We start from the raw sequence: 20,817 nt of genomic DNA on the forward strand, positions 1-20,817 counted from the left end.
GCTTGGGACCCATGCGGGTGTTTTTTCTCGCCTATGCGTGGGGTTAGAAGTGCGCGATCGCCACCACTCGCTGACCAAGGGGGCAGCCTCACGACGCGTTGTTAAAGAGGCGCGGGGGGACAGTGAAGCCGGTGCAAGAAGGCAAGCGAGAAAGCCGAAGCGACCTCGCTTTGGCAGCCTACAAATCAAATAAATAGGCTCCAGCTCTCCCCTAACTCGGCACTGAGGTACTCGAACATCGACATGAATCGAAAGCGCTCCCATTGATTGAACGCCTCGCGTACCGCTGCCATCAGTGACATAGCTACCTCCGGGGTGATCGACTTTAGTTAGGGGGGCCACCGCAAGAAAAAAGCAGGTCTTTCAACACTCGTTCGCATCGGCGCATAGCCCATTCCACGATGCAATCGATTACATATAGCGTAGGTCGCCACGATGGTCTGTCAAGATAAAGCGTAAAAGTGCCATTTGCGGCTCAAAATCAGCCACCTGACTTCGTTGATGGGAGGGTAAACGCCTATTTGATTGCAATAGGTAGGCTACCTAATATTTACCACAAATAAGAGTAAGCGCGCTTCGGTTTTTCAAACATTGCTTATAGAAGTGGAGACAAAATCAATGCAACATCATCCCCGAAGAGGTTCGACCCCCAACCCCCAACGGGTCCGGGATGTTCTCAAGCCGATCTCCGGTGCCGCCGTGGGAAACATGCTGGAGTGGTTTGACTACTCGTTGTATGGCTATCTTTCCGCCACCCTGGCGAAGGTGTTCTTCCCAAGCAGCGACCCGATCGTTAGCCTGATAGCGGCTTTCGCGGCATTCTCCGTCGCATTCGTTACCCGACCACTCGGCGCTCTGTTTTTTGGATCGCTGGGAGACCGGCTTGGACGGCGCGATACGCTCGCGATTGTCGTTGGTTTGATCAGCGTTTCGACGGGGTTGGTCGGTGTCCTACCGGGATACGAGGCGATTGGCATCGCCGCTCCTTTGCTGCTGGTAGCCCTACGCATGATTCAGGGATTTTCCGCGGGAGGCGAAGCAGGTGGAGCACTCGCATTCCTTGCCGAGTACGCCCCGACACGCCGGCGTGGCGTTGTGATCGGGTTCTTCGGTATGTCGGCTGGAATTGGTGCGTTGAGCGGATCCGGTCTTGTTCTGGCGATCACCAGCATTTTTGGTCAGACGGCAGTTGAGGCATGGGCCTGGCGATTGCCCTTCCTGATCGCTGGTCCGATTGGGTTGGGTGCGTTCTGGCTGCGGCTGCGCATCGAGGAAACACCGGCATTCCGGTTGCACTTAGAACGCGAGGGCGCGGCACAAGCACCATTGCGCGAAGCCCTTCGTGACGACTGGCGAAGCATTGTCAAATGTCTTGGCGTAGCGATCTCACACGGCATCCCTTACTACTTGATCCTGGCGTATCTCCCGTCTTATCTCGTGTCAACTGGACGGTTGAGTAGCGGGCAAGCTCTAGCGGCGTCCGGCCTGGCCTTTCTGGGTTCAGTGATTGTGATCCCATTCGCTGCAGCGCTATCCGACCGCGTGGGTCGACGACCCGTCGCCTTTACGGCGGCATTGGCATACCTCGTCGTTGCGCTTCCTTTGTTCCGGATCGTCGTGGGCTCGACACCAGAGGTGGTAATTGCCACGATGGCTAGCGTCGGGGTATTGATGGGGATGTATGGCAGCGCGCCGTTCTGCATGATGACGGAGTTGTTTCCGACACGCACACGCTACAGCGCCATGTCGGTAGGCTACAACGTGGCCATGGTGCTATTTGGCGGCACCGCTCCTTTAATCAGCGCTTCTCTGACGAAGCTGACCGGAAACCCTTCATCACCCGCCTATTTCATGATGGGGGGCGCAGTGTTGTCTATTTTTGCCATCTTGGCGTCTCCTGAAACGTCACGAGTACCGATTGATGAGCTCGGACAGTCGGACGAGCACATTCGCCGCGTGCGCATGGCGCTCAAGGCATCGGCTCGCGTTGAGTGATCTCCTGATTATGAAAACCGCTTCATACGACTACATTGTTATCGGCGCCGGCTCGGCAGGGTGTGTTCTCGCTTCTCGGCTGAGTGAAGATCCCAGCGTCAAGGTACTGCTGATAGAGGCGGGCGCTCCCGCGTCATCCATCTTTGTTCAGATGCCGGCAGGGATCCGGGTTCTCTTTAAGAGCCAAAAATTCAACTGGCGCTATTGGACGGAGCCCCAGACACAACTGGACAATCGGAATATTTATATACCCCGGGGCAAGGTGGTGGGCGGTTCATCCTCGATCAATTCCATGATTGCTATCCGGGGGAACCGATCCGATTACGACAACTGGGCATCTCAGGGCCTGTCGGGCTGGGACTATGAATCCCTTCGTCCGTATTTTCGAAAGATTGAGGATGCATCACTGGTAACGAAGGCGAGGAATGACGATCGCGGGTACGCGGGTCCGATTCGCCTGTCATACGGCACGCAGCAAAACGCCATATCGACTGCGTTCATAGAGAGCGCAGTATCGGCCGGTATGCCGGAGAACAACGGATTCAATGGGGCGTCGCAGGTAGGCGCAGGATTCTACGAGCTTACGATTGCCGAGGGAAAGCGATCCGGTGCTTATCGTTACCTGGATCGAGCAGGTAACCGATCCAATCTGACATTGATGGCGAACTGTAAAGTCCGCAGGATTCTCCTTGCCGGAAAGCGAGCGCAAGGCGTAGTGATTGAGGATGGATGGGAGGAGGTGGAGCTTCGCGCGGACCGCGAAGTGATTCTGACAGCAGGGGCCATTGCCTCACCGCAACTCCTGATGCTTTCGGGGATCGGACCGGCCAAACATCTGCAGTCGATTGGTATCGCTCCCGTGGTCGATCTGCAAGGCGTCGGTGAGAACCTTCAGGACCATCTTGATTGCGCGATTCGCTTAGAAGCGTCGCAGCCCAATACGCTCACGCCCTATATCGGCCTGGTAAGAGGCGGAATGGCAGGAGCTCGCTATCTTCTTTCAGGAGGCGGGCCGGCTTCCTCTCAAGGCGTTGAGGCAGGAGCATTTTACAACTCCGACAGAAATCCGGATCTGCCTGAGTGGCAGGCCCATCTGATCATTGCGCTGCGCAATCCACCGCCTAACGAAAAAGTTCCCCACGGATTTGCAGTCCGCGTATGCCAGCTGCGTCCAAAAAGTAGAGGCGTGCTGCGACTGCGTTCTTCAGATCCGTCCGATTCTCCCCGAATCGACCCTCGCTTCCTCTCAGACGAGTCTGACCTGGAGAGTTTGGTGCGCGGCGTGGAACGCACGTGCGAGATTGTCGACCAGCCGGCGCTCCGGAAGTACATCAAACGAAGGCTCGACATCGATGCTTTCTCCACCGGTGCAGCCCGTAAGGCATGGATACGCTCGCATGCGGAAACCATCTATCACCCGGTTGGCACGTGTCGCATGGGAGTCGACGACAACGCTGTTGTTGACGAGGAGTTGAAAGTGCGCGGGGTTGAGAACTTGAGAGTAATTGATGGATCTGTGATGCCAACGATCATCAGTGGGAACACGAACCTTCCCATTATGGCCATGGCAGAGAAGGCCGCAGACTTGATACGAAATTCACGCACATCCGTTCGTTGAAGTTTTCGGAGAACTCTGTTCACTGGCGTTTCGAGCTTGCTCCGTCGCCTTCTTCCCGGTTGTCCCCTTACACGGGGACGAAAGGTTGCAGCATAGATTTCCCAGCATCGAATGGGAACGTCTACGGGCTTGCGTCGTTTGATGGAAGCGTTGGGCCACACCCTTTCTCTCAAGCGCCGAAACCGCCGGAATGCCAAAGCGCGGGTTCCAGCAAAGAGGACCACGTGAACAAGGGACTCGCCAGTCAACACATACCCATCACGGGCGCGTCACAGGGCATCGGCCGCTGGACATTCCCTGTACTTCAATAACCTTAAGGAGATAAGAATGGTCAAGTTCACCTATCTGGTACTCACGAACGCGGTTCCGGGGCGTGAAGAAGAGTTCAATCGCTGGTATACCGAGCAGCACCTTCCAGACGTGTTGCGCGTACCGGGCGTGGTGAGCGCACAGCGCTTCAGTCGCACGGAGCAGCAGCGAAAAGCGGGGCCTCATCCGTGGCAGTACCTGGCACTCTATAACTGCGAGGCCGCTGACCCGCAGGTCGTCACAGATGGGATCCAGGCTCGCGTCAACACAGCGGAGATGCAAATGAGTGACACGGTGGGCGATGTCAAATATGGTTGTTATTTCGAGCCAATCACCGAGGTGATTCGCAGTAAGTAGACGGCATGGAAGTACCTGCTTTCCCGTCGTCTCAAAGATGAGTCGGGTAGAAGCTCAACAGCTTCTCCGCCACGTGAGGCGACGGGCCAGGGCGGGTCGCTTACTCCGCCGTAGCGGCGATGGAAGGCCATGCAACCCGGTGCGAGAGCTTGGGACTTGGGCCGAGGAGGCCAGCCTAAAACCTTCAGCGCTGCAATCACATGGGCGACTGCACTGTTGCCCGTAGCGGATCACGCATCCATTTCGCGGCGCCAGGCTTGCGGGCTCTGCGATGTCCATCTCCGGAATGCGCGAGTAAATGCACTGTGCTCCGAGTACCCAAGTATCCAGGCCACCTCAGCGAGCGAAAGCCGTGGATCTTTTAGGTAATTCTCTGCAATCCGGCGTCTCGTGTCGTCACGTAGCTCGCGAAATTTCAGACCCAGTTTGTCGAGTCGCCGCTGCAACGTGCGGGGGGTCATGTGCATGGAGGAAGCCACTGTTTCAAGGCTCACTTCGCCTTGACGCGCGAGCCCGGCTACCGCTTGCCTGATGGCATGTTCCATGTCATCCATCTTCGGCATGGCACCCAGCAGAGCCTGTACCTGAAGCTCCATGATTCGCAGTAGCGCTTCATCAGGTTGACGCAGAGGCGCCTGCAAAAGGTCGACGGGGAAGCGCAGACTCGTCTCCGGTTGGTCGAACTTCACCGGGCAGCCGAAGTATGCAAGATAAGGGGTGGTGTCTTGAGGTGTTGCGTTAACAAAGCACACCTCCTCCAGCCTCACATCACCATCTGTCATGGCTCGCGTGAAACGGGTCATCGCAGCCAAGGCCGTTTCGTCAACGAGCGGCCCCGTTGGTTCCGTCGAACGGGGCCACGTCATCACGACGGACTTACCTTCGGTTCTTAGCTCCGCCGGCGTTACGTTTGCAACCACACGGTCGTACTGTTGCCAGCGTTGCAAGACAGCCCCGACGTCAGGGCAAGCCCCAAGTGCGTATCCAAGCACGCCGAGATGCGCAGGCGCAATGCGCTGGCCAACGTGCAATCCGAGGAGCGGATCATTGCAAACCTCGGCGGCACGCTCAAGCAAACGCCGCCAGTGATCGAGCGCGTAGAGTCGCACTTCCTGGCAATTAGGGCTGGATTCCCCCAGCACATGCACGGCATCCAGCCCTTGGTCCTGCAAGTAGTCGAAAAGCAGGTTCACGTAGGTGCTGGCGTAGTAAGCGGTGGGCGCGGACATGGGATGACAATGAACAATGTCGCGAAGTGTCAAGAAAGTGTCGAGGACTGTCAATGCGGAGGGTCACCAGTTTGATCAAACTGTCGGCAAGCCAAGCGAACAGGAGTCTAAATTGCCGTCCGATATGATGAACTGGCTGCATTCCATATTTGGGAAGACCGTGGATTGGAAGCAGGCGTTCATGCTCAGCATGGTTCCTCTCTTCATCATTGCATTCAGTCTCGAGACCCTGATCAATCGAAGGCGTAGAGCCGAATCGACACTGAACTGGAAAGAGGTGTGGGCGAACATCGCATTGGGCACCACTTACCAGATCATGGAGCCCCTGGGAGTGGCTCTTGTGACAGGATCCATCTATGCGTGGGTATATTCAAAACGTTTGTTTGATATCCCGGTGGACGGTTGGACCATTCTCCCAATCATTCTGTCGGTCGAGTTCTGCTACTACTGGTTTCATCGCGCCAGCCATCGAATCCGCTGGTTTTGGGCGGCGCACGTCGTTCATCATACCGGCGAGAACATGAACTTCACTACGGCGGCACGACAATCGATGCTCAATGTGGTCGCTGGGAGTTTCATCTTTTTCCTTCCTCCCGTGCTCCTCGGTGTGCCGCCGGCCGCAGTCGCACTCATCCTGGCCGTGAATCTGTCCTATCAGTATTTCATTCATACCGAACTGATCCGCCGCCTTCCTGGCTGGATTGAGTACATCTTCAATACACCGTCCCATCACCGTGCCCATCATGGCCGAAACGACCAATATATCGACAAGAACTACGGTGGCATGTTGATCATTTTCGATCGCATGTTTGGCACTTTCGAAGAAGAACGGGAGACGGTGCAATACGGCATCACCCAACAGATTAAGTCCTACAATATCCTGGTGCTGAATCTCCACGAGTTTGTCGACATGTGGCGTGACGTGATGTCACCGGGGCCCGTGTGGCAGCGACTGCAACACCTGTGGCGGCCGCCGGAATGGGTGCGCCGTGGTCATGAACCCATCCACACATGGACGGTGGACAGGAACGAGCCGACCGGCAGTGAGTCGACACCCACTCCGTCAACGTCCGCTACCTGAGAGCCAACTCATGCATCGCCTCTCTCAAATATACCTGGCCGTTTCGGCACTGGCTTTCCTGCTAATTGGCTTGCATACGTTTCACGACCCCGCTACGGCAATGGCGGGCCTCGATATGCAACCCCATTCGGTGAATGCCTTCAATGAGATCCGTGCCAACTACGGTGGCATGCATCTCGGTATCAGTCTGTTGCTGGCCCTGGGTCTACTCTCGAAGGCGTGGCGAAAGCCCTCGATGTGGATCAACGTCGTGTTCACCAGCGGCCTGGTGCTCGGGCGGCTGGTCAGCATTTCCGCTGACGGGTGGCCAAATGATCTCGTTCGAATGTTGCTTGGAATCGAAGCAGCAGCGGCATTGACCGGCCTAGCGCTGTTGTGCTTCCTCAACAAATATGATGCGCGCTCTTCCATGAGATGAGCGCTCACTTTGAGCGCCCGCGACGCGTGGACATGAGGTCATCGTTCACCCAGTCCTATCAAGTTAAACTCGCACCGATCAACCTCCACCTGTCCTGATACCGGTCTTGCGGACAACGCGCGAGATATCCGCGTTGACGGGCTTCACCGCTTTCTAAGCATCCTTTCATCGCGACGGGTCCGACGCAGCGAAGAGAACGCTAGCTCTCCCGAGAGCAGTCAAGGTGTTGGGGCCTGGCCCCAGTAGAGACTACGGAGGTTGCGTCCAGGACCGTAGTGTTCGGTCTCTTCTGGGGTCTTTCGATGCCGTGTCGTAAGCGGTCTTTTGAGGGCGTCCCTTGCGGCCGCCGGCGGTATCCGCTAGGCGTCTGAGGACTTGAGCGTCCAGGGCAGCAGAGCCTCGTAGTCGTCGGCGGTCTGTGCGTGTGGCAACGCCTTGAACAAGGCAACGAGATACTGATACGGATCGACGTCGTTGGCCTTGCAGGTTTCCACCAGCGAGTAAAGACTTGCGCTGGCGTTGGCACCGGCCACGGTGTCGCAGAAGAGGAAGTTTCTCCGTCCGACCACGAATGGCCTAATCGCGTTCTCGCAGGGATTGTCCGAAACCTGCTCGAATCATTGTCCGTTTTGTCCGAAAACTGTATGAAACGTCGAAACGTCGTGCGCTTTTGTGGTTGCTTTAGCACAAGGCGCGAACTCCGCCAGCGCACGCGAGCCCGTCAACGGGGCAGCGGGAGATGAATGCTTCTACCCGCTACCACCACTCGAAGCGCCTAAAGAACGCCGCGGGCTCAAGCCCGATTGCATGCAGCCAATCCACAACTTCGACGACGTCGAGACGCCGCTCCAGTAATTCGACTTTTGCGACATACGACTGTGGCTTCCGCAACAGTTCTGCGAGAGAGCTTTGGGTCACTTTTTGTTCGAGTCGGGCTTTACGCAACTCCGCAACGACGAACGCGTACCGCTCGGAATGAATGGTCTTCATGTTGCGAATGCGACCATTGATTCCAAAATATCCCAAAATAGGATATTTTGGGATAGAATGCTGGCCCTCTATCCCTACAGCAACTCATATGAGCTCACGCAGCGCACGCAGAAGAGCGGCGGCAGAAGGCCGCAGATCCGTGAAGGCCGAACTGAAGGTCCAGACTGATCAAAAGAAGGTCGAAGTCGAAGTGTCGAAGTTCGGCTTACACGTTGTCGTAGAGCAAGCAGATGTCGCGCAAGCAGTATTCTTTGAGGACGCAGAAAGGCTGGATATTTGCTTGAAGCAGGGCAGTAAGGTTTCCCTTCGTTGCACACTCGACGGCGCGCAATGGCTTGCCGTCAAGCTCTTACCCGAGGAGCGCGATCACGACTTCCTTTTCCATGCAAGAGACGGTCAACGTTATTGCGCTTGGGACGATCTACGTTGACTTTGCCACGCCTCTCGCCACCGCTAGGTGTTGGTATATGGCACGCGCTATGATTCTCTTCCTCGACTACGACGGGGCTTTTGCACCCTGATCATGTCGACTTGGTCAACGGCCGCCCGGTGCTGCGGACAGATGGCGAACTCTTCATGTGGCTCCCATCCTTCGCGGAATTCTGACGCCTTACCCCAACCTGAGGGTCGTCCTTTCGAGGTCACGGGGCAGCTTCTAGGATTCCGTCAACCTAAAATCGATCTCCCCAAAGAGTTATGCGATCGCGTCTTCGGGGGAACATGGCATTCATCGATAGGCATCATAATGAAGTTGCTCATCGGCTCGATAGCAACTGGTTGGTTGCTGCATCGCGCTATCACCAAATTACGACGTACGTTAGTCGTACGGGCCCAAGGGTGAGCACTAGCTCGCGTTGGACGACGACGGAGAAGGCTGGAGCCCACAACTGGAAGCTCACCTCATTCTCACGAATGCATTATTCAGTGATTGATTATATCCAATGTCAATTCAACAGAAATTGAGGCTTCTCGCAGCCTGGTTGCCAGCAGGGCTTCCCTGCTTCCTCCACGGGGCCACGACATATCTGTACCTGAAAGATGTACCCTACGAATTCGAGGGCATCATGGGGCGCTGGCTGTTACTGCATCCTGAGCTTACTGATAGCGACTCCTCGGAGTGTGCACTCATCGATCATACTGAAGGCTTGGCAATAAGTCAGGAAGGTTGGGAGCAGTTTGTCTTCTGGATCATGATGGTAGCGAGGGATCGACTGGATGCGATGGAGATGGAGAGAGGCAGTCCGTAGGATGGCTATGAAATTTAAGCGCACCACGATCCACGGGAAGACCCGCGTCCGCGAGGACCCTTGAAAGATGGTCCGTCGGAGAGCCATTTTGAGGTGCAGACCCATGTTGAGAATTCAAGTTCAGTTGATCCCGGATGGGGATGAAACTGCCACCCGTTTGCTGGGGGAAGTGGAAATTGTCAACGACGGAACGGGAACGGAGTTCACTGGTAATTACCTGATCGTCATGAATGAATATGATGAGCATATTCCGGGGCGCAGATCGATCTTTCGGACGATCGCGATGATTGAAGACGTGGAGAGGGACATTGCGAGGCCAATGCAGGTTGCTGGAATAGCGATGAATCTGCTGGCACCAGTGAAAAGAACACTGAGCAACAATCTTGAGTCTTGGGGAAAAATACTTTCCAAAGAGGAAGTCCAGAAGGATGCCCAGACGCCGGCGCCAGGGGGCCGATCGGCGGTGGTCAGATCAGGCGGTTCGGGCCAGGGCGAGTGAAATGCTTGTCTTCCTCGATACGGAATACACCGGCCGCAATGTGCCGACTCCGAAACTCATCAGCATTGCCCTTGTCGCCGAGGACGGGCATCGGGAGTTCTACGCAGAGCTCTCGGATGGCTGGCGAGTTGAGGATTGTAATGTTTTCGTTCGGAGCGAGGTGTTACCGCACCTTGATGCGGCCAACGTGCTTTCGAAGGCGGAACTCAAGTCCCAGTTGAGCCAATGGTTGCGAGCGGGACCAAGGAATATTCGGATTGCCACCGACTCCCCTGTCGACTTCCAGATTCTGGCCAGCTTACTGACCGGCGAATGGCCCCAAAATGTGGCGGTCGATCGCTATGACCTCAGGACTATGGTCGACAGTGGTGCTTTCCACCACGCCTTCCAACGGTACTTCGGCCCCGGGCGGCACGAGCATCATGCTCTTCATGACGCTCGCGCTCTCCGGTTAGGATGGTTGGCTTACGTGGACGCCCGGAAACTCCGTGGACAGGGGCGGTTTTAGTAGCGTGATTGCTGTGTAATCTAGTTGTCGCTGATACCGCAGGGGACCGCGATGTCTGGCTTCGGAGATTCGGTTGACTTGTCGGAGGTGAGCGTGAAGCTCTATGTCGATTGCGAATTCACAGACTTCATTTGCTGCGAGTTGATCAGCATCGCGCTGGTCAGCGAGACCGGCGATGAGTTTTACGGCGAATGCTCCGATTTCGATGTGTCAGTATGTAGCCCGTTTGTTCGCGAGGCGGTACTGCCCCAACTCGGGCAGTCGACCACCGACACCTACTCAACTTGTGACCTGCGTGATGCATTGCTAAGCTGGTGGCGGGAACTTTCCGTCACAGTGTCGGAGTGTCGAGTCTGCGTCGACAACGTTCTTGACTGGGACCTGCTCATCGAATTGCTCGGAGAGGTCCCTAGCGGATGGCGCGGGACCCTTGTCGGGCATTTGGCCGATCCTGGCCGCAAGGAGGCTTACTTTTCCGAGCACGGGGGGAGGCATCATGCCCTCCATGATGCTCGAGCGCTGCGAGTCTCTCTTGTAGGGGAGTTAATCAATGTTGTCTCGGTAGCTGACGTCAAGCCAACACGTTTCAATTTCTGATCTGTGCCGTACCGCTGTCAGCGCAAAGGGGGGGCAGTCTCCACAGTGAACGGCAAACCAACCCCGAAGCAATTCGGAACTCCGATCTCAATCGCACACACTGCCAAGGCCAACCGGGCCTTTGCTGCCATACCAGGCTCCAGCTACCCATAGGTCCCAGACCCATGCATCGACCACCGGTCCGATCGAGCCGACCGTTTCCTGGCCCTTCGTGGTTGAGACATTGTCCAAGCCGAGCGTCGCGTCGCGGCCGTCGAGAATGCGATCACAGTCGATTGCGGGCGCCTCAGGGCGGCGAGGCGGAGGCAGCCTTTGCACAACAGTGGATTGCCCCCCAGATGGGGGGCAGTCAAGCGTGCACTGGTAGCGTCGCGCGCAGGGTACCCCGACGAGGGGCGCGTTCGCCTTCTCCGGCCCGTCGGTCAGGGCGGCCCACTCTAAGAAACCCGGATCGGGCCATGTTTGTTCATGCTGTCGCCAGCGCACGACCATCAACGGTGTGGCTTGCGGGCGAGGTTTAAGCGTCGTGATTTTTGCATGCGAACCCATAGCAAGATAACTCGCCTTATTTAGCCCTGCAAAAGTGCCGACACGTCATGATCGGTGGCGATCGATGCGCCTTCCATGTGATGCCCTGGTGGCGCGGTGCGTCGCGCGCGCCGCCTAGTGACGGTCGGATGCGGCGCGCCGACCTAGTTCAGGCGGCTGTTCTGCGATTGCCTGCACAGCGGGCCAGCGTGGTGACTACAGTGAGAAAGGCACTGAGTCCGGCCACTGTCTGGCCAAGCCTTCGCGATGCCGTCTACCGATGCCCCGTTGCCCCGCATTACGCGCCCCCGCCTGCACCGAGGACACTTCGCCTTCCTGCGCGGAGTCATTCAGGGCTTGTCGCCCAGAGGGCTTTGGGATCGCTACCTCAGTGACCAGGGCGAGTTCGACGGCCCGGTCGTGCATCGGATGACCGGCTGGGTCCGCAGCGAACTGGCGGCCACCGCCGCGCGTGGCGGCAACTTTGGCCGCGCCCATCTGCTGCGCCTGGATCTGTCGCCGCGCGCGTCGTCGGAGTTGCCGCCGCTGGAAACCTTTGTCGCCACGGCCGGGCTCGAGGAGTTCAGCGAAGCCGAGCAGCAGGCCGCCTATGCCGCGCGCTACGGCACGGCACTCGCCCAGGACCAGCGGCGCGTCCGACTGTTACACCGCCAACTCTTTGCCGTGCATACGCTTGAGGCCCAGGCGGCGCTGCCGGTTGGCTTGGAGGATGGGTGCGAGGCGTGGTTTGTCGATTCCCTTGCGAGGCGCTTGGCCAGCCACGGGGTGGCGACGCTGGAGGACCTGCATGCACGGATGGTTGCGGACCCGGACTGGTGGCGGGACGTACCGGGTATTGGCGCGGGCAAGGGGCGGGCCCTGCGCCGCTTTGTGGAGGCGCACGCGCAGACGCTTGGGTCACTACCAGCGCCGGAGGCGCCGCTTCGCGACCGCGACCTTGCACTCCAAACGCTCCCGGCGCTCGCCACGGTGTCGCCGTTGATGCCGCTGGAGCGCCTGAAGCTGCCGGAAGCGCTTCGTGGCCACGTCGGCCGCTTTCGCGCCGATCGCGCGCACTGCCACCTCGCGGCCGACGATGACCGCGCGGCGATCCTAGCCTGGCTCGCGGCCAAGGGGCGGGCGCCGGGAGCGGGCGAGCGCCTGACCCACACCCAACTGGCCTATCGCAAGGAAGCGGAACGGTTCTTGTTGTGGATCACGTTGGAGCGCCGTTGTGCTTTGTCGTCGGCAACAGTGGAAGACTGCGTCGCCTACCGGGATTTTCTGCTCGACCCGCCTGCGCACTGGTGCGGGCCGCGCGCCACCCCGCGCTGGCAGGCAGGCTGGCGGCCGCTTGAAGGGCCGCTCTCGGCGCGGTCGTGCAGCTACGCGCTGTCCGTACTCGGCAATCTCTTCGGCTTCTTGGTCCACCAAGGCTATCTAGTGGGCAATCCGTGGCGCGCTGTCATTCAGCCCAAGCGGCTACCGCGAGGCCCCGACATCGGCCGGGGGTTCACCGTCGCTCAATGGGCTGTCGTGCGACAAGCCCTCGGTTGCCTGCCGCCCGGATTGGCGGCACAGCGTTTGCAGGTCGCCTTGCCGCTACTGCACGATACCGGGCTACGTCTGGCCGAACTGCTCGCCGCAACCACCGACGATCTAAGCTGGGCCTCGTGGAGCGGCGAGACGGCGGAGCGGATCGAGGGTTGGTGGCTGACGGTGCACGGCAAGGGTGGCAAGCTGCGCGAGGTGCCGGTCCCGGCCGCGTGGATCGAAGCGCTCTCGGACTATTTGACGGCGCGGGGCTATGTCGGCGGATTCGCGCAACTGCCGGGCGTACCGCTACTGGGTCGAGCTCGGGCCGGTGTTGGTCCCGCAAGCAACGCCGAATCGGGGGTGTCTGCAAGCGTCTTTCACCGGCAGTTGAAGCGCTTTCTGGTTGCCTGTGCTAGCGATCTTGAAGCGACCGAGCCGGTGGCAGCGCAGCGGCTGCGGCGCGCGAGCACGCACTGGCTGCGGCACACCCACATTTCCCACGCGCTCGACGCAGGCGTTCCGGTCGAAGTCGTGCAGCAGAACGTCGGTCACGCCTCGCTCGATACCACCACGCGCTACGTGCGCACCGAGCAGGCGCGACGCCAAGTAATGATGCAAAAGCTGTGGGATCAGTAGGCAAGTGTGTTGACGCATGCTGGTCGGCTGACGCGTCCTACGTCATCCATTGCGCGCGTGGCTGCTGAGGCTGACCTGGGGCGTTCGGCATCGGCTAGCGCGGGCAGCCACGTCTCATGTCCCAGTGTTTTAACTCACGCATGCCGCCGACGGTACATTCTAGCGAATCCGCGTCGGGGAAATACACCAAAGGTCGAAGAAACTAATATTTTGAGTGCATTGACTCGCCAACTCAGAACTAATTTAATATTCTTTTTTCTTTGTTTTTAAAACAAATCGACGCGTCGTCACTACTGCTTCACTGGATAATCGACACGTCGTCACTCCTGATTCAGTGGATAATTCCGTTATGGAGTTGAGTATAGGCGAAAGTCTCTCCTCCGTCGGTCGGATTGCGCCAAATAAGAAGGCCGTCCGTTCTGGAAACCGGGCGGCCTTCTGACTACCATCAGTTATCTTGGTGAGCCGGAGAAAGATGATGTCCGATCCATAAAGGCGCCGTTGAGGCGCTTGATTCTCCAACCATTCAGCATAACCCGCATGCCGATGTTCTTCCGGGTCTTCGTTTACTGCTCGTGCAAAGACAGTATCGAAGATCAGCCGGGGGTCGTCAAGCAGGAAATCCTTTTGTATCGGATCTTCGCGGAATGTTGATCACTGGACATATGCCGTGATGCCGAGTATCCGCTTCAGGCGCGGCGAGCCTTCCGCTCGCCCCTTGCGCCGCCCCGCGACCGCAGACGTCGGTGCGTATTCCGTTGAGCGCGATCTGCCCGCAGCTAAGCGAAAGCCTCAGCCTGCCGCCAGATCGGCGCGTCCGAATGCCGTTATTCCCCTTGAGCAGAGCCGCCAACGCCGGCACGCCGTCCTCGTGAGAGTCCACTTAATCGAGACGCCTCACAAAGACTATCTTGTCCTGCGCCTGCGCGGGGCCGCGGTCCCACCGATGGCGCGGCCGTTCCCGGCACGGGCAGGCGCGCGGGTGCCTCGCAGTGAAGTCTCATGGGTGTTGACCAGTGGCACGCCGGGTTCTCTTTTCGGCGCGGCCTTCACGGCCGCATGCGGCGTGTTGGACCGATTCTTGGGACGCTGGTAGGTCCGTCATAGGAACGTAGGTCGCAACGCCAACCGTCTGGGCGGACCTAGGCGATGACGCTGCTGTGGTCGTCGTGATTCGGCCGAACTCGCTTCGTCACCGCCAGTGCCCAAGGGGGAAAATATGCGAACCGCCATGCAAACCGGAGCGAAGCCGCTGCCGGATCCAAAACGTCTCGACCGTATGCTCAGCGCCGCGCCGGCGCAATTGCTATCGAAGCTGCCGGCGCTGCCACAATCCGCGCTGGAACTGAGCGAAAAGCTCTACCTCGCGGCGCTGCCAAAGCCATCGGCGCGCCTGGATCGCGACATGTCGGATTATGAGCGCGTGGACGAACGCGTACAGAACCATTTCATCGCCACACCCTTGGAGGCCGAAGCGTTGCTGGATGTCTATGCCATGGCGCGCGTCGTGACGGCGTCCATGGCGCGACGCTACATCGAGTGGTGCCACAAGCTCGCGGAACTCTCGGTCACCACCGACAATGTGCGGGCGTCGTCCAGGGTGCGCATGAGTATGGTGATTTGTGCACCGCTCTATATGGAGGTCAAGAAAGGACTCGATGCGTTGCAACAATTTATTGGCTCGCCCATTGCACACCAGTCATGGGCCGATTTTGATGCCAACGGGGACGTTGTCAACGTGCGCAAGGCAATCTTCTGGCAGTTGGTGCTTCTGCTTGTGCCCATGCCGAGCGGTAGAGAAGAATTCGACCTCTTGGAGGCGATCATAGCGGCCTACGATAGCACAGGCAACTTCGACGCCAGAGGCGAACTCCGAGCGGCATACGGTCGCCGGCGGTACGGCATCCATGACGTGATCCGCCGATTGCAGCGTACCCATGTTGCGGTGGTCGTCGTCTATGGATGGACCGAGATTCATCACACACATAGAGCACTGTGGGGCGTTTTGAATCAATTGCTCAACGCCGGCATCGCCGTGGTGCTCGTCGCCACGGCGGCCATTGCGTTATGTCGCGGCAATCCGCAATTCCTCTCGGTATTTCCGGCCCACCCCATCGAGATCGGTCCCTACGAAATGGACCAGGCCGCCAATCTGGCCCGTGCGTATGCGGCAACTTTGGAACTCGGCGACACGCCTCACGCCTTGGTCGGTGTGGTCCGCGACGTCTACGGCCAACGGCAACTGCTAGACGCGCTGGCCAAAGAGATCGCAAGGCGAGTGTATTTGGAAGGAATGGCGCCGAACGTGGCCGTGCGCGACGCCGTAACGACCATTGCGGCGGATTTCAATGGCGTGCTGGAGCCCTTTGAAATGCTCTTGCGCGGGGAGCCGTTGTCAACCGACATCATTGCGCGGCATCGCGATCGCTTGTCGTTGGCCACCGTACAAACAAAAGTCAAATCATGATTCCGTCACCCAACAAATGCGTGGGCTCGCCCGTCATCGAACTTCCCCCGCGCGCCACGGCCAGCAGCATTGCCGATCTGCTCGTTGGTTCATGGAATCCCGGCGACTACTCCTCGGACATGATGGCAGCTCGCGCGTCTTGCGCGCCGGTTGCCTTCGCCACCGTTACGGTCCCGCTTGGCATCCTCGAGCGCCTGTCGCACGGGATGTTTCCGGTGTCGACGCTCCTGATCGAGAATTCCCTGTGCTACCTGGCTGCTTTAGGCATGTCACCGGCCGCGCGGGAGGCGGGTATTCAACGTGCAGTCACCGGCCAGGCGCACAGCTATCGGCCCCCCCGTCTCCAGGCATGGGTCGGTGTGGATCATCGGCCGTCGCAAACGTGTGTCAATTGTGAATGGACGGGATGGAGGGATTTCGGTGTGCGCGCCATTCTTTGTCCGCATCAGATTCCCTTTGTGACCGCGTGCTTTGCTTGTGGCAACGTCCTGACGCGGCGCGTAATGGGCGCCGGCGCAAAGCCACCGAGTATGCGTTTCAAGGCGGCCGACCCCATTGCGCTACGCTTTGCTCAAGTGGCAGAGCGGCTTGCGATGGAAGCAATTTCTCCAAACGCTGTCCGTGCGCGACTATCGGCCTTACTCACGCAGGCCGGCTATGTTTACCCCCATGGCGACCATCGATGCGACGCGCTGAGTCGGGACTTTGCAGTGTTCTGCCGCCACGCGGTGACTGATCCGTGTCTGTGCAACCTTGCCCAATATCCGTTACGCGTACGAACGCTACTAAGTTGGATGTGCCAGGGTGGGCGGACCGTACATCCGGCTTTTGTGATTTTATTGGATCTGTTCCTGCTGACTGAAGGGAGCTATGGGTCCGTCGGCTCGAGATTTCAGACGAAGAGGGCACCGGTATGTTCCCCTGTTGCAGAGCGTCACAGCGGGTCCACGACTGCGACACGCGGTCGGAAACTCACGGTTGATGCGAGCAAGCCGTATGTTCGAGACGACTTGCCAAAACTTGTGGGCGCGGGATGCACCCGCCGCGAGATGGCCGAGCTGTTGCACATCTCGAAGAGCACTGTGGCGACAGAGCTGCGGCGCCAGGATTTGCGAGAGTATTGCAAGCAAATGCAGTACGCCAGAAAGATTGCCGAGGCGCGCGCGCAATGGCTGGCGCTACGGGACGCCTTCCCGAACCTGCGGCCCTACACGTTAGCCAAGAAGGACATCAACCTTGTGAACTGGTTGTTCAACAAGGATCGCACATGGTTTCGGGAGCATAGTCGGTCGACGGCAGTACCGCCATGGCCACGTGTACATCAGCACGGGCCCAACGGGCAGCATGCTCGTCTGGCACAGCGTATCCTCGCCGCGTCGAAACGCATTCGCGCGTGCCTCCCAGCTCGGTGGTGTTCCATTCAAGCAATCCTGAAGGAAACCGGAATGACCGTCTACGCGCTGGACCGCGCAAGGAGAATGCAGTCTCAGATAGACCGTCTCGTCTTAAGCGTGACGGAATCCCGCGCAGAGTTCTATGGGCGGAAGAGGGCTCAACAGAGCCGGTAAGTGGATGGGCACGGCTGGTTGGCATCGTGTAGGAGGGCATGTGGAGATATCGCTTAGAACGCTCTCAACCACCTGTGTCTTGGGTCCGAGGCTTGTGCTGCCGAAGGTGGACTATCTGCATAGCGCAACGGGCGCGAACTATGATAATGCGGCCTTCGCACCGGCGCCTTCTATCAACAGCTCCTTCGGACGATCGATCAATATTCGTGGTGGAAAAACGTTTTTCTTCAAAGGCGAGCTACTACGCAAGCTCGATTTTGTGCTGAAGACGTGCCCGTATATCTGCGATGTTCGGTGCTACGTGCCGGTCTATTTCACACCGACGGCTTGGCACAATCGACGTCCCGATATCACGCTCGAGCGAGTCATTACGGTCGAAGCCCGTGCAGCGCTCGGTCGTTACCATTTGCATGCCCTGTTGACGCGCGAGATTGCCGCGAGCAAGGCCGAGCATCTCGCGAGGCTCGGCGTGACAGTCGAGCGGGCCGATCTCTCGGCGTTTGCGCCCATCGTGTATGAGAACGCGTTGCAGCTCTACCAAGGTCTGCGCTTGAGCAATGTGGAAGCCTTGCGTACGCAAGCCCGCGTCATCTCCATCTGCTTGAGGACGAGCTCGCAAACGTTGTTGTGCGTGCGGCTGGAGCGATTACTGAAGCGGCTCGATCGAGATGTCGCGTTACGCGCTCGGTTTCAATGCGACATACGGGATCTGCACGACTTGTACCGATGGGTATTCGCGGCGATTGTGTTGGGCGAACTCCCCGTCGATCTCACTCGTAGAATTGGACCTCATGCGCCGATACCCCTTCTCACAGCTCGCCGTCGATGCACCTGCGACATGCGAAGCTGATCCGCCCTTCCCTGTCGTGCGGCTGACAGACGTAGCGGGCGATGCTCATTATTATCGATTGATCTGCCTTGAGACGACGGATGGTTACGTACTGTACGACCTGTCACAGCATCAAGATCAGCGCAGGCAAAGGCTGATTCTGCTGGACGACGCGACGGTATCCCCGGCAATGCGAGTCACCATGGAAGTGGTGCCCGATACGATCAGCCACCGGCGCATGACGGCCCAGCGCATCTGGGAAGCGGAGCGCCGGCACGCCGATCGCGAGAAGCGGACGCGCGCGGCCCGTCTGTGTCCCGTCGAGCTGGAGGGCGAGAATCAGGCGGGGTGGATGGCGGCTACCGATGCATTGAAAGGCATCATCGGCACCCTGGACGAACGCAATGGGCAGTTGCGAGGCGATGGTGTCGATCGTCTCTTCCTAGAAGCTCCGTTCCGGGAGGCGTTGTTACGAGAGGAAAGCCAGAGGGTGGGTATCGACAAGGCCGAACTCAAGCGACTCTTCTTCCGCTGGATCCGGTATGGCGGGGACGCCATTGCGCTGATGCCGCGCAGGGGGGGAGGCGATCCCCCAGGTACGCCTCGCGTGCCAGGACCTAACGCGGTGCGCGTGGGCCGTCCCGACGCCATGGAGCTTAATCTCGGACTACCCAGAAAGGTCAGGGGGATGACGTTCCATTGGCGTAGATGCATCCTGCTATTGGTCATGACTCTCATATGGGAGGTTCCACCGAAACGAAACCGAAAAATCGATATCGATGCCGTCATCGCGAAACTCAAGGATGCGAGTGGCTTTTGGCGGCAGTTCAAGGCGCGGTGCCTCGTCAGACCGGTCCGTCCCAGTGATGAGGCGAACTGGCCGACACCGGCAATGGTCGAATATCACCGTGAACGGGCGGTAGACGAGAACGAAGCCTTCATCCGAAAGGCGCTGCTGGACAGCAACGCCAAGCGCCTTCCAGCCAAGCACAGACCCGGCACCATTCCCGGTGGCGCGGCGACTGACCGAAATGCGGGGTTGTTGGAAACGATCGAAATGGATGCCACCGAGTTTCGTCGGATTGAAATCGTGGCAGTGAGCAAGAGCGGTAGGCGCAGAAGCCTTGGTTATGCCACGCTGATTGTTGCATGCAGCCGCTCCACAGCCACGATAGTGGGCTGGTACGCCATGATAGGCAAGGAAACGACGGAGGCGTACCGAAAATGTCTCTATTGGGCGCTAAGGCTACGCTGAACAAGCTGGGTAAATTGAGTGACGCAAGTTGATCAGGAGCCCGTTCGGCCGGAAAAATAGCTGTGGCGATGCGAATTTGCCTTCACGCGCCCCCAATTGGGGTGTGTTGACGGGGCGCCCGCCCCGCATTCGCCCTTTATGGGCGGACTGCTCCCATCAGATGCCCTCGACTCAAGTAGAGATTGGCCAGCGCCAGCGCCGTGAAGGCACGGCCGGCGTTCTTCTTCAGGCCACGGTAGCGGACTTTCGTGAAGCCCCACAGGCGCTTAACCACGGCGAAGACATGTTCAACCCGGGCCCGGATCTTCGATTTGTTACGGTTCTTCCCGCGTTGCACTTCGTCAATCTCCCCGTTCCTGCGGGTCCGCTGATTGGTGAAGTCCTTGGCGTGCGGCGCCTTCGATGCGATCAGCTCCTGCTGACTGGCGTATGCGCTATCACCGTAGACACGCCGCTCCTGCCCATGCAGTAGCTGGGGCAGCGCATGCTTGTCGTGAACATTGGCCGGCGTCACCACCGCGGAATGAGCCAACCCGCTCTGACTATCCACGCCAATGTGCAGCTTCATGCCAAAGTACCACTGCTGGCCTTTGCGGGTCTGATGCATCTCGGGGTCGCGCGACTTCTCTTCATTCTTCGTCGAGCTGGGCGCACCAATGATCGTGGCATCGACAATGGTGCCGGTCTTCAGCTTCACGCCATTGGCTTGCAGGCTTCGGCCAACCTCCGCGAACAGCCGTTCGGCAAGCTGATGTTTCTCCAGCAGCCGCCGAAACTTCAATACCGTGGTGGCGTCCGGCACCGGCTCACGACCCAGGTCAATTCCTACGAAGCGGCGCAGGCTGGCGCTGTCATACAGGGCCTCCTCGCAAGCCAGATCTGCCAGGTTGAACCAGTGCTGCAGAAAGTGGATGCGCAGCATCCGCTCCAGACCAATGGGCCGCCGGCCATTGCCAGCCTTCGGATAGTACGGCTCAATCGCGGCGCACAATGCCGCCCACGGCACGATCTGCTCCATCGTCGCCAGAAATTCCTCACGTCGCGTTGGCTTGCGGTGTTGCTCGAAACCTGCGCATTGGTCTGCACCCGCTGCCAACGTCATCTGCTTCATGTTCTTCTCTTTGCGCTCGTGATTCTTCAAATAACGCGC

The 20,817-nt window shown here is 58.6% G+C and carries 17 protein-coding genes and 1 pseudogene; 14 read left to right on the top strand and 4 right to left on the bottom strand.

Going from position 1 to position 20,817, the window contains the following annotated elements; genetic code table 11:
- Positions 1-618 precede the first annotated feature (618 nt).
- The 3 genes from ACIGJG_RS27770 (at position 619) to ACIGJG_RS27780 (ending at position 4,279) form a co-directional block, all read left to right on the top strand.
- Entirely contained in the window at positions 619-1,995 is a 1,377-nt protein-coding gene (locus ACIGJG_RS27770; protein ID WP_483673435.1) for an MFS transporter, read from the top strand.
- Complete coding sequence (locus ACIGJG_RS27775) at positions 1,988-3,613, top strand: GMC family oxidoreductase (protein WP_483673437.1); 1,626 nt, start codon at positions 1,988-1,990, stop codon at positions 3,611-3,613. Before ACIGJG_RS27770 ends, ACIGJG_RS27775 begins: the two co-directional genes overlap by 8 nt.
- 327 nt (positions 3,614-3,940) lie before the next feature.
- A complete protein-coding gene (locus ACIGJG_RS27780; RefSeq protein WP_052495067.1) occupies positions 3,941-4,279 on the top strand; it encodes an EthD domain-containing protein in 339 nt (112 codons plus the stop codon).
- A gap of 230 nt (positions 4,280-4,509) precedes the next feature.
- Here ACIGJG_RS27780 and ACIGJG_RS27785 read toward each other — a convergent pair whose 3' ends face one another.
- Complete coding sequence (locus ACIGJG_RS27785; RefSeq protein ID WP_043355323.1) at positions 4,510-5,508, bottom strand: AraC family transcriptional regulator; 999 nt, start codon at positions 5,506-5,508, stop codon at positions 4,510-4,512.
- Positions 5,509-5,632: 124 nt separating this feature from the next.
- On the opposite strand from ACIGJG_RS27785, the gene ACIGJG_RS27790 reads away from it, so the two are divergent.
- Both ACIGJG_RS27790 and ACIGJG_RS27795 read left to right on the top strand, forming a co-directional pair.
- On the top strand, positions 5,633-6,589 hold the full coding sequence (locus tag ACIGJG_RS27790; protein WP_483673440.1) for a sterol desaturase family protein: 957 nt from the start codon (positions 5,633-5,635) through the stop codon (positions 6,587-6,589).
- A 10-nt stretch (positions 6,590-6,599) separates the two neighbouring features.
- Entirely contained in the window at positions 6,600-7,007 is a 408-nt protein-coding gene (locus ACIGJG_RS27795; RefSeq protein WP_483673442.1) for a DUF4345 domain-containing protein, read from the top strand.
- Between the two features lie 359 nt (positions 7,008-7,366).
- On the opposite strand, the pseudogene ACIGJG_RS27800 reads toward ACIGJG_RS27795, so the two are convergent.
- Positions 7,367-7,615, bottom strand: a pseudogene (locus ACIGJG_RS27800) (transposase domain-containing protein); the annotation flags it as partial.
- A 148-nt stretch (positions 7,616-7,763) separates the two neighbouring features.
- Entirely contained in the window at positions 7,764-7,997 is a 234-nt protein-coding gene (locus ACIGJG_RS27805) for a helix-turn-helix domain-containing protein (RefSeq protein WP_432261725.1), read from the bottom strand.
- Between the two features lie 139 nt (positions 7,998-8,136).
- On the opposite strand from ACIGJG_RS27805, the gene ACIGJG_RS27810 reads away from it, so the two are divergent.
- The 9 genes from ACIGJG_RS27810 (at position 8,137) to ACIGJG_RS27850 (ending at position 19,667) form a co-directional block, all read left to right on the top strand.
- The gene (locus tag ACIGJG_RS27810; RefSeq protein ID WP_483673444.1) at positions 8,137-8,427 is read left to right on the top strand and encodes a hypothetical protein; all 291 of its coding nucleotides are present in this window, start codon (positions 8,137-8,139) and stop codon (positions 8,425-8,427) included.
- Positions 8,428-9,347: 920 nt separating this feature from the next.
- Positions 9,348-9,743, top strand: coding sequence for a hypothetical protein (locus ACIGJG_RS27815; protein ID WP_483673446.1), 396 nt, complete (start codon positions 9,348-9,350; stop codon positions 9,741-9,743).
- A 1-nt stretch (position 9,744) separates the two neighbouring features.
- Positions 9,745-10,251: a 3'-5' exoribonuclease domain-containing protein gene (locus tag ACIGJG_RS27820; RefSeq protein WP_483673447.1), complete on the top strand. Its 507-nt coding sequence runs from the start codon at positions 9,745-9,747 to the stop codon at positions 10,249-10,251.
- Between the two features lie 93 nt (positions 10,252-10,344).
- Complete coding sequence (locus ACIGJG_RS27825) at positions 10,345-10,848, top strand: 3'-5' exonuclease family protein (protein ID WP_483673448.1); 504 nt, start codon at positions 10,345-10,347, stop codon at positions 10,846-10,848.
- 957 nt (positions 10,849-11,805) lie between these two features.
- The gene (locus tag ACIGJG_RS27830; protein ID WP_483673450.1) at positions 11,806-13,548 is read left to right on the top strand and encodes a phage integrase family protein; all 1,743 of its coding nucleotides are present in this window, start codon (positions 11,806-11,808) and stop codon (positions 13,546-13,548) included.
- 1,231 nt (positions 13,549-14,779) lie between these two features.
- The gene (locus ACIGJG_RS27835) at positions 14,780-16,015 is read left to right on the top strand and encodes a hypothetical protein (protein WP_483673451.1); all 1,236 of its coding nucleotides are present in this window, start codon (positions 14,780-14,782) and stop codon (positions 16,013-16,015) included.
- Positions 16,012-17,583 carry a TnsD family Tn7-like transposition protein gene (locus ACIGJG_RS27840; protein ID WP_483673452.1) on the top strand — a complete coding sequence of 524 codons (1,572 nt, stop codon included), beginning with the start codon at positions 16,012-16,014 and terminating at the stop codon, positions 17,581-17,583. Before ACIGJG_RS27835 ends, ACIGJG_RS27840 begins: the two co-directional genes overlap by 4 nt.
- Positions 17,584-17,689: 106 nt before the next feature.
- On the top strand, positions 17,690-18,433 hold the full coding sequence (locus ACIGJG_RS27845) for a hypothetical protein (RefSeq protein ID WP_483673453.1): 744 nt from the start codon (positions 17,690-17,692) through the stop codon (positions 18,431-18,433).
- Positions 18,375-19,667: a hypothetical protein gene (locus tag ACIGJG_RS27850; RefSeq protein ID WP_483673454.1), complete on the top strand. Its 1,293-nt coding sequence runs from the start codon at positions 18,375-18,377 to the stop codon at positions 19,665-19,667. Before ACIGJG_RS27845 ends, ACIGJG_RS27850 begins: the two co-directional genes overlap by 59 nt.
- 136 nt (positions 19,668-19,803) lie before the next feature.
- Here the strand turns inward: ACIGJG_RS27850 and ACIGJG_RS27855 are convergent, their stop codons facing one another.
- Positions 19,804-20,778 (bottom strand): IS5 family transposase, encoded by a 975-nt coding sequence (locus ACIGJG_RS27855; protein WP_483672899.1) that lies wholly within the window; start codon positions 20,776-20,778, stop codon positions 19,804-19,806.
- Positions 20,779-20,817 lie beyond the last annotated feature (39 nt).

The organism is Cupriavidus sp. C1SS-2L, from assembly GCF_057073735.1.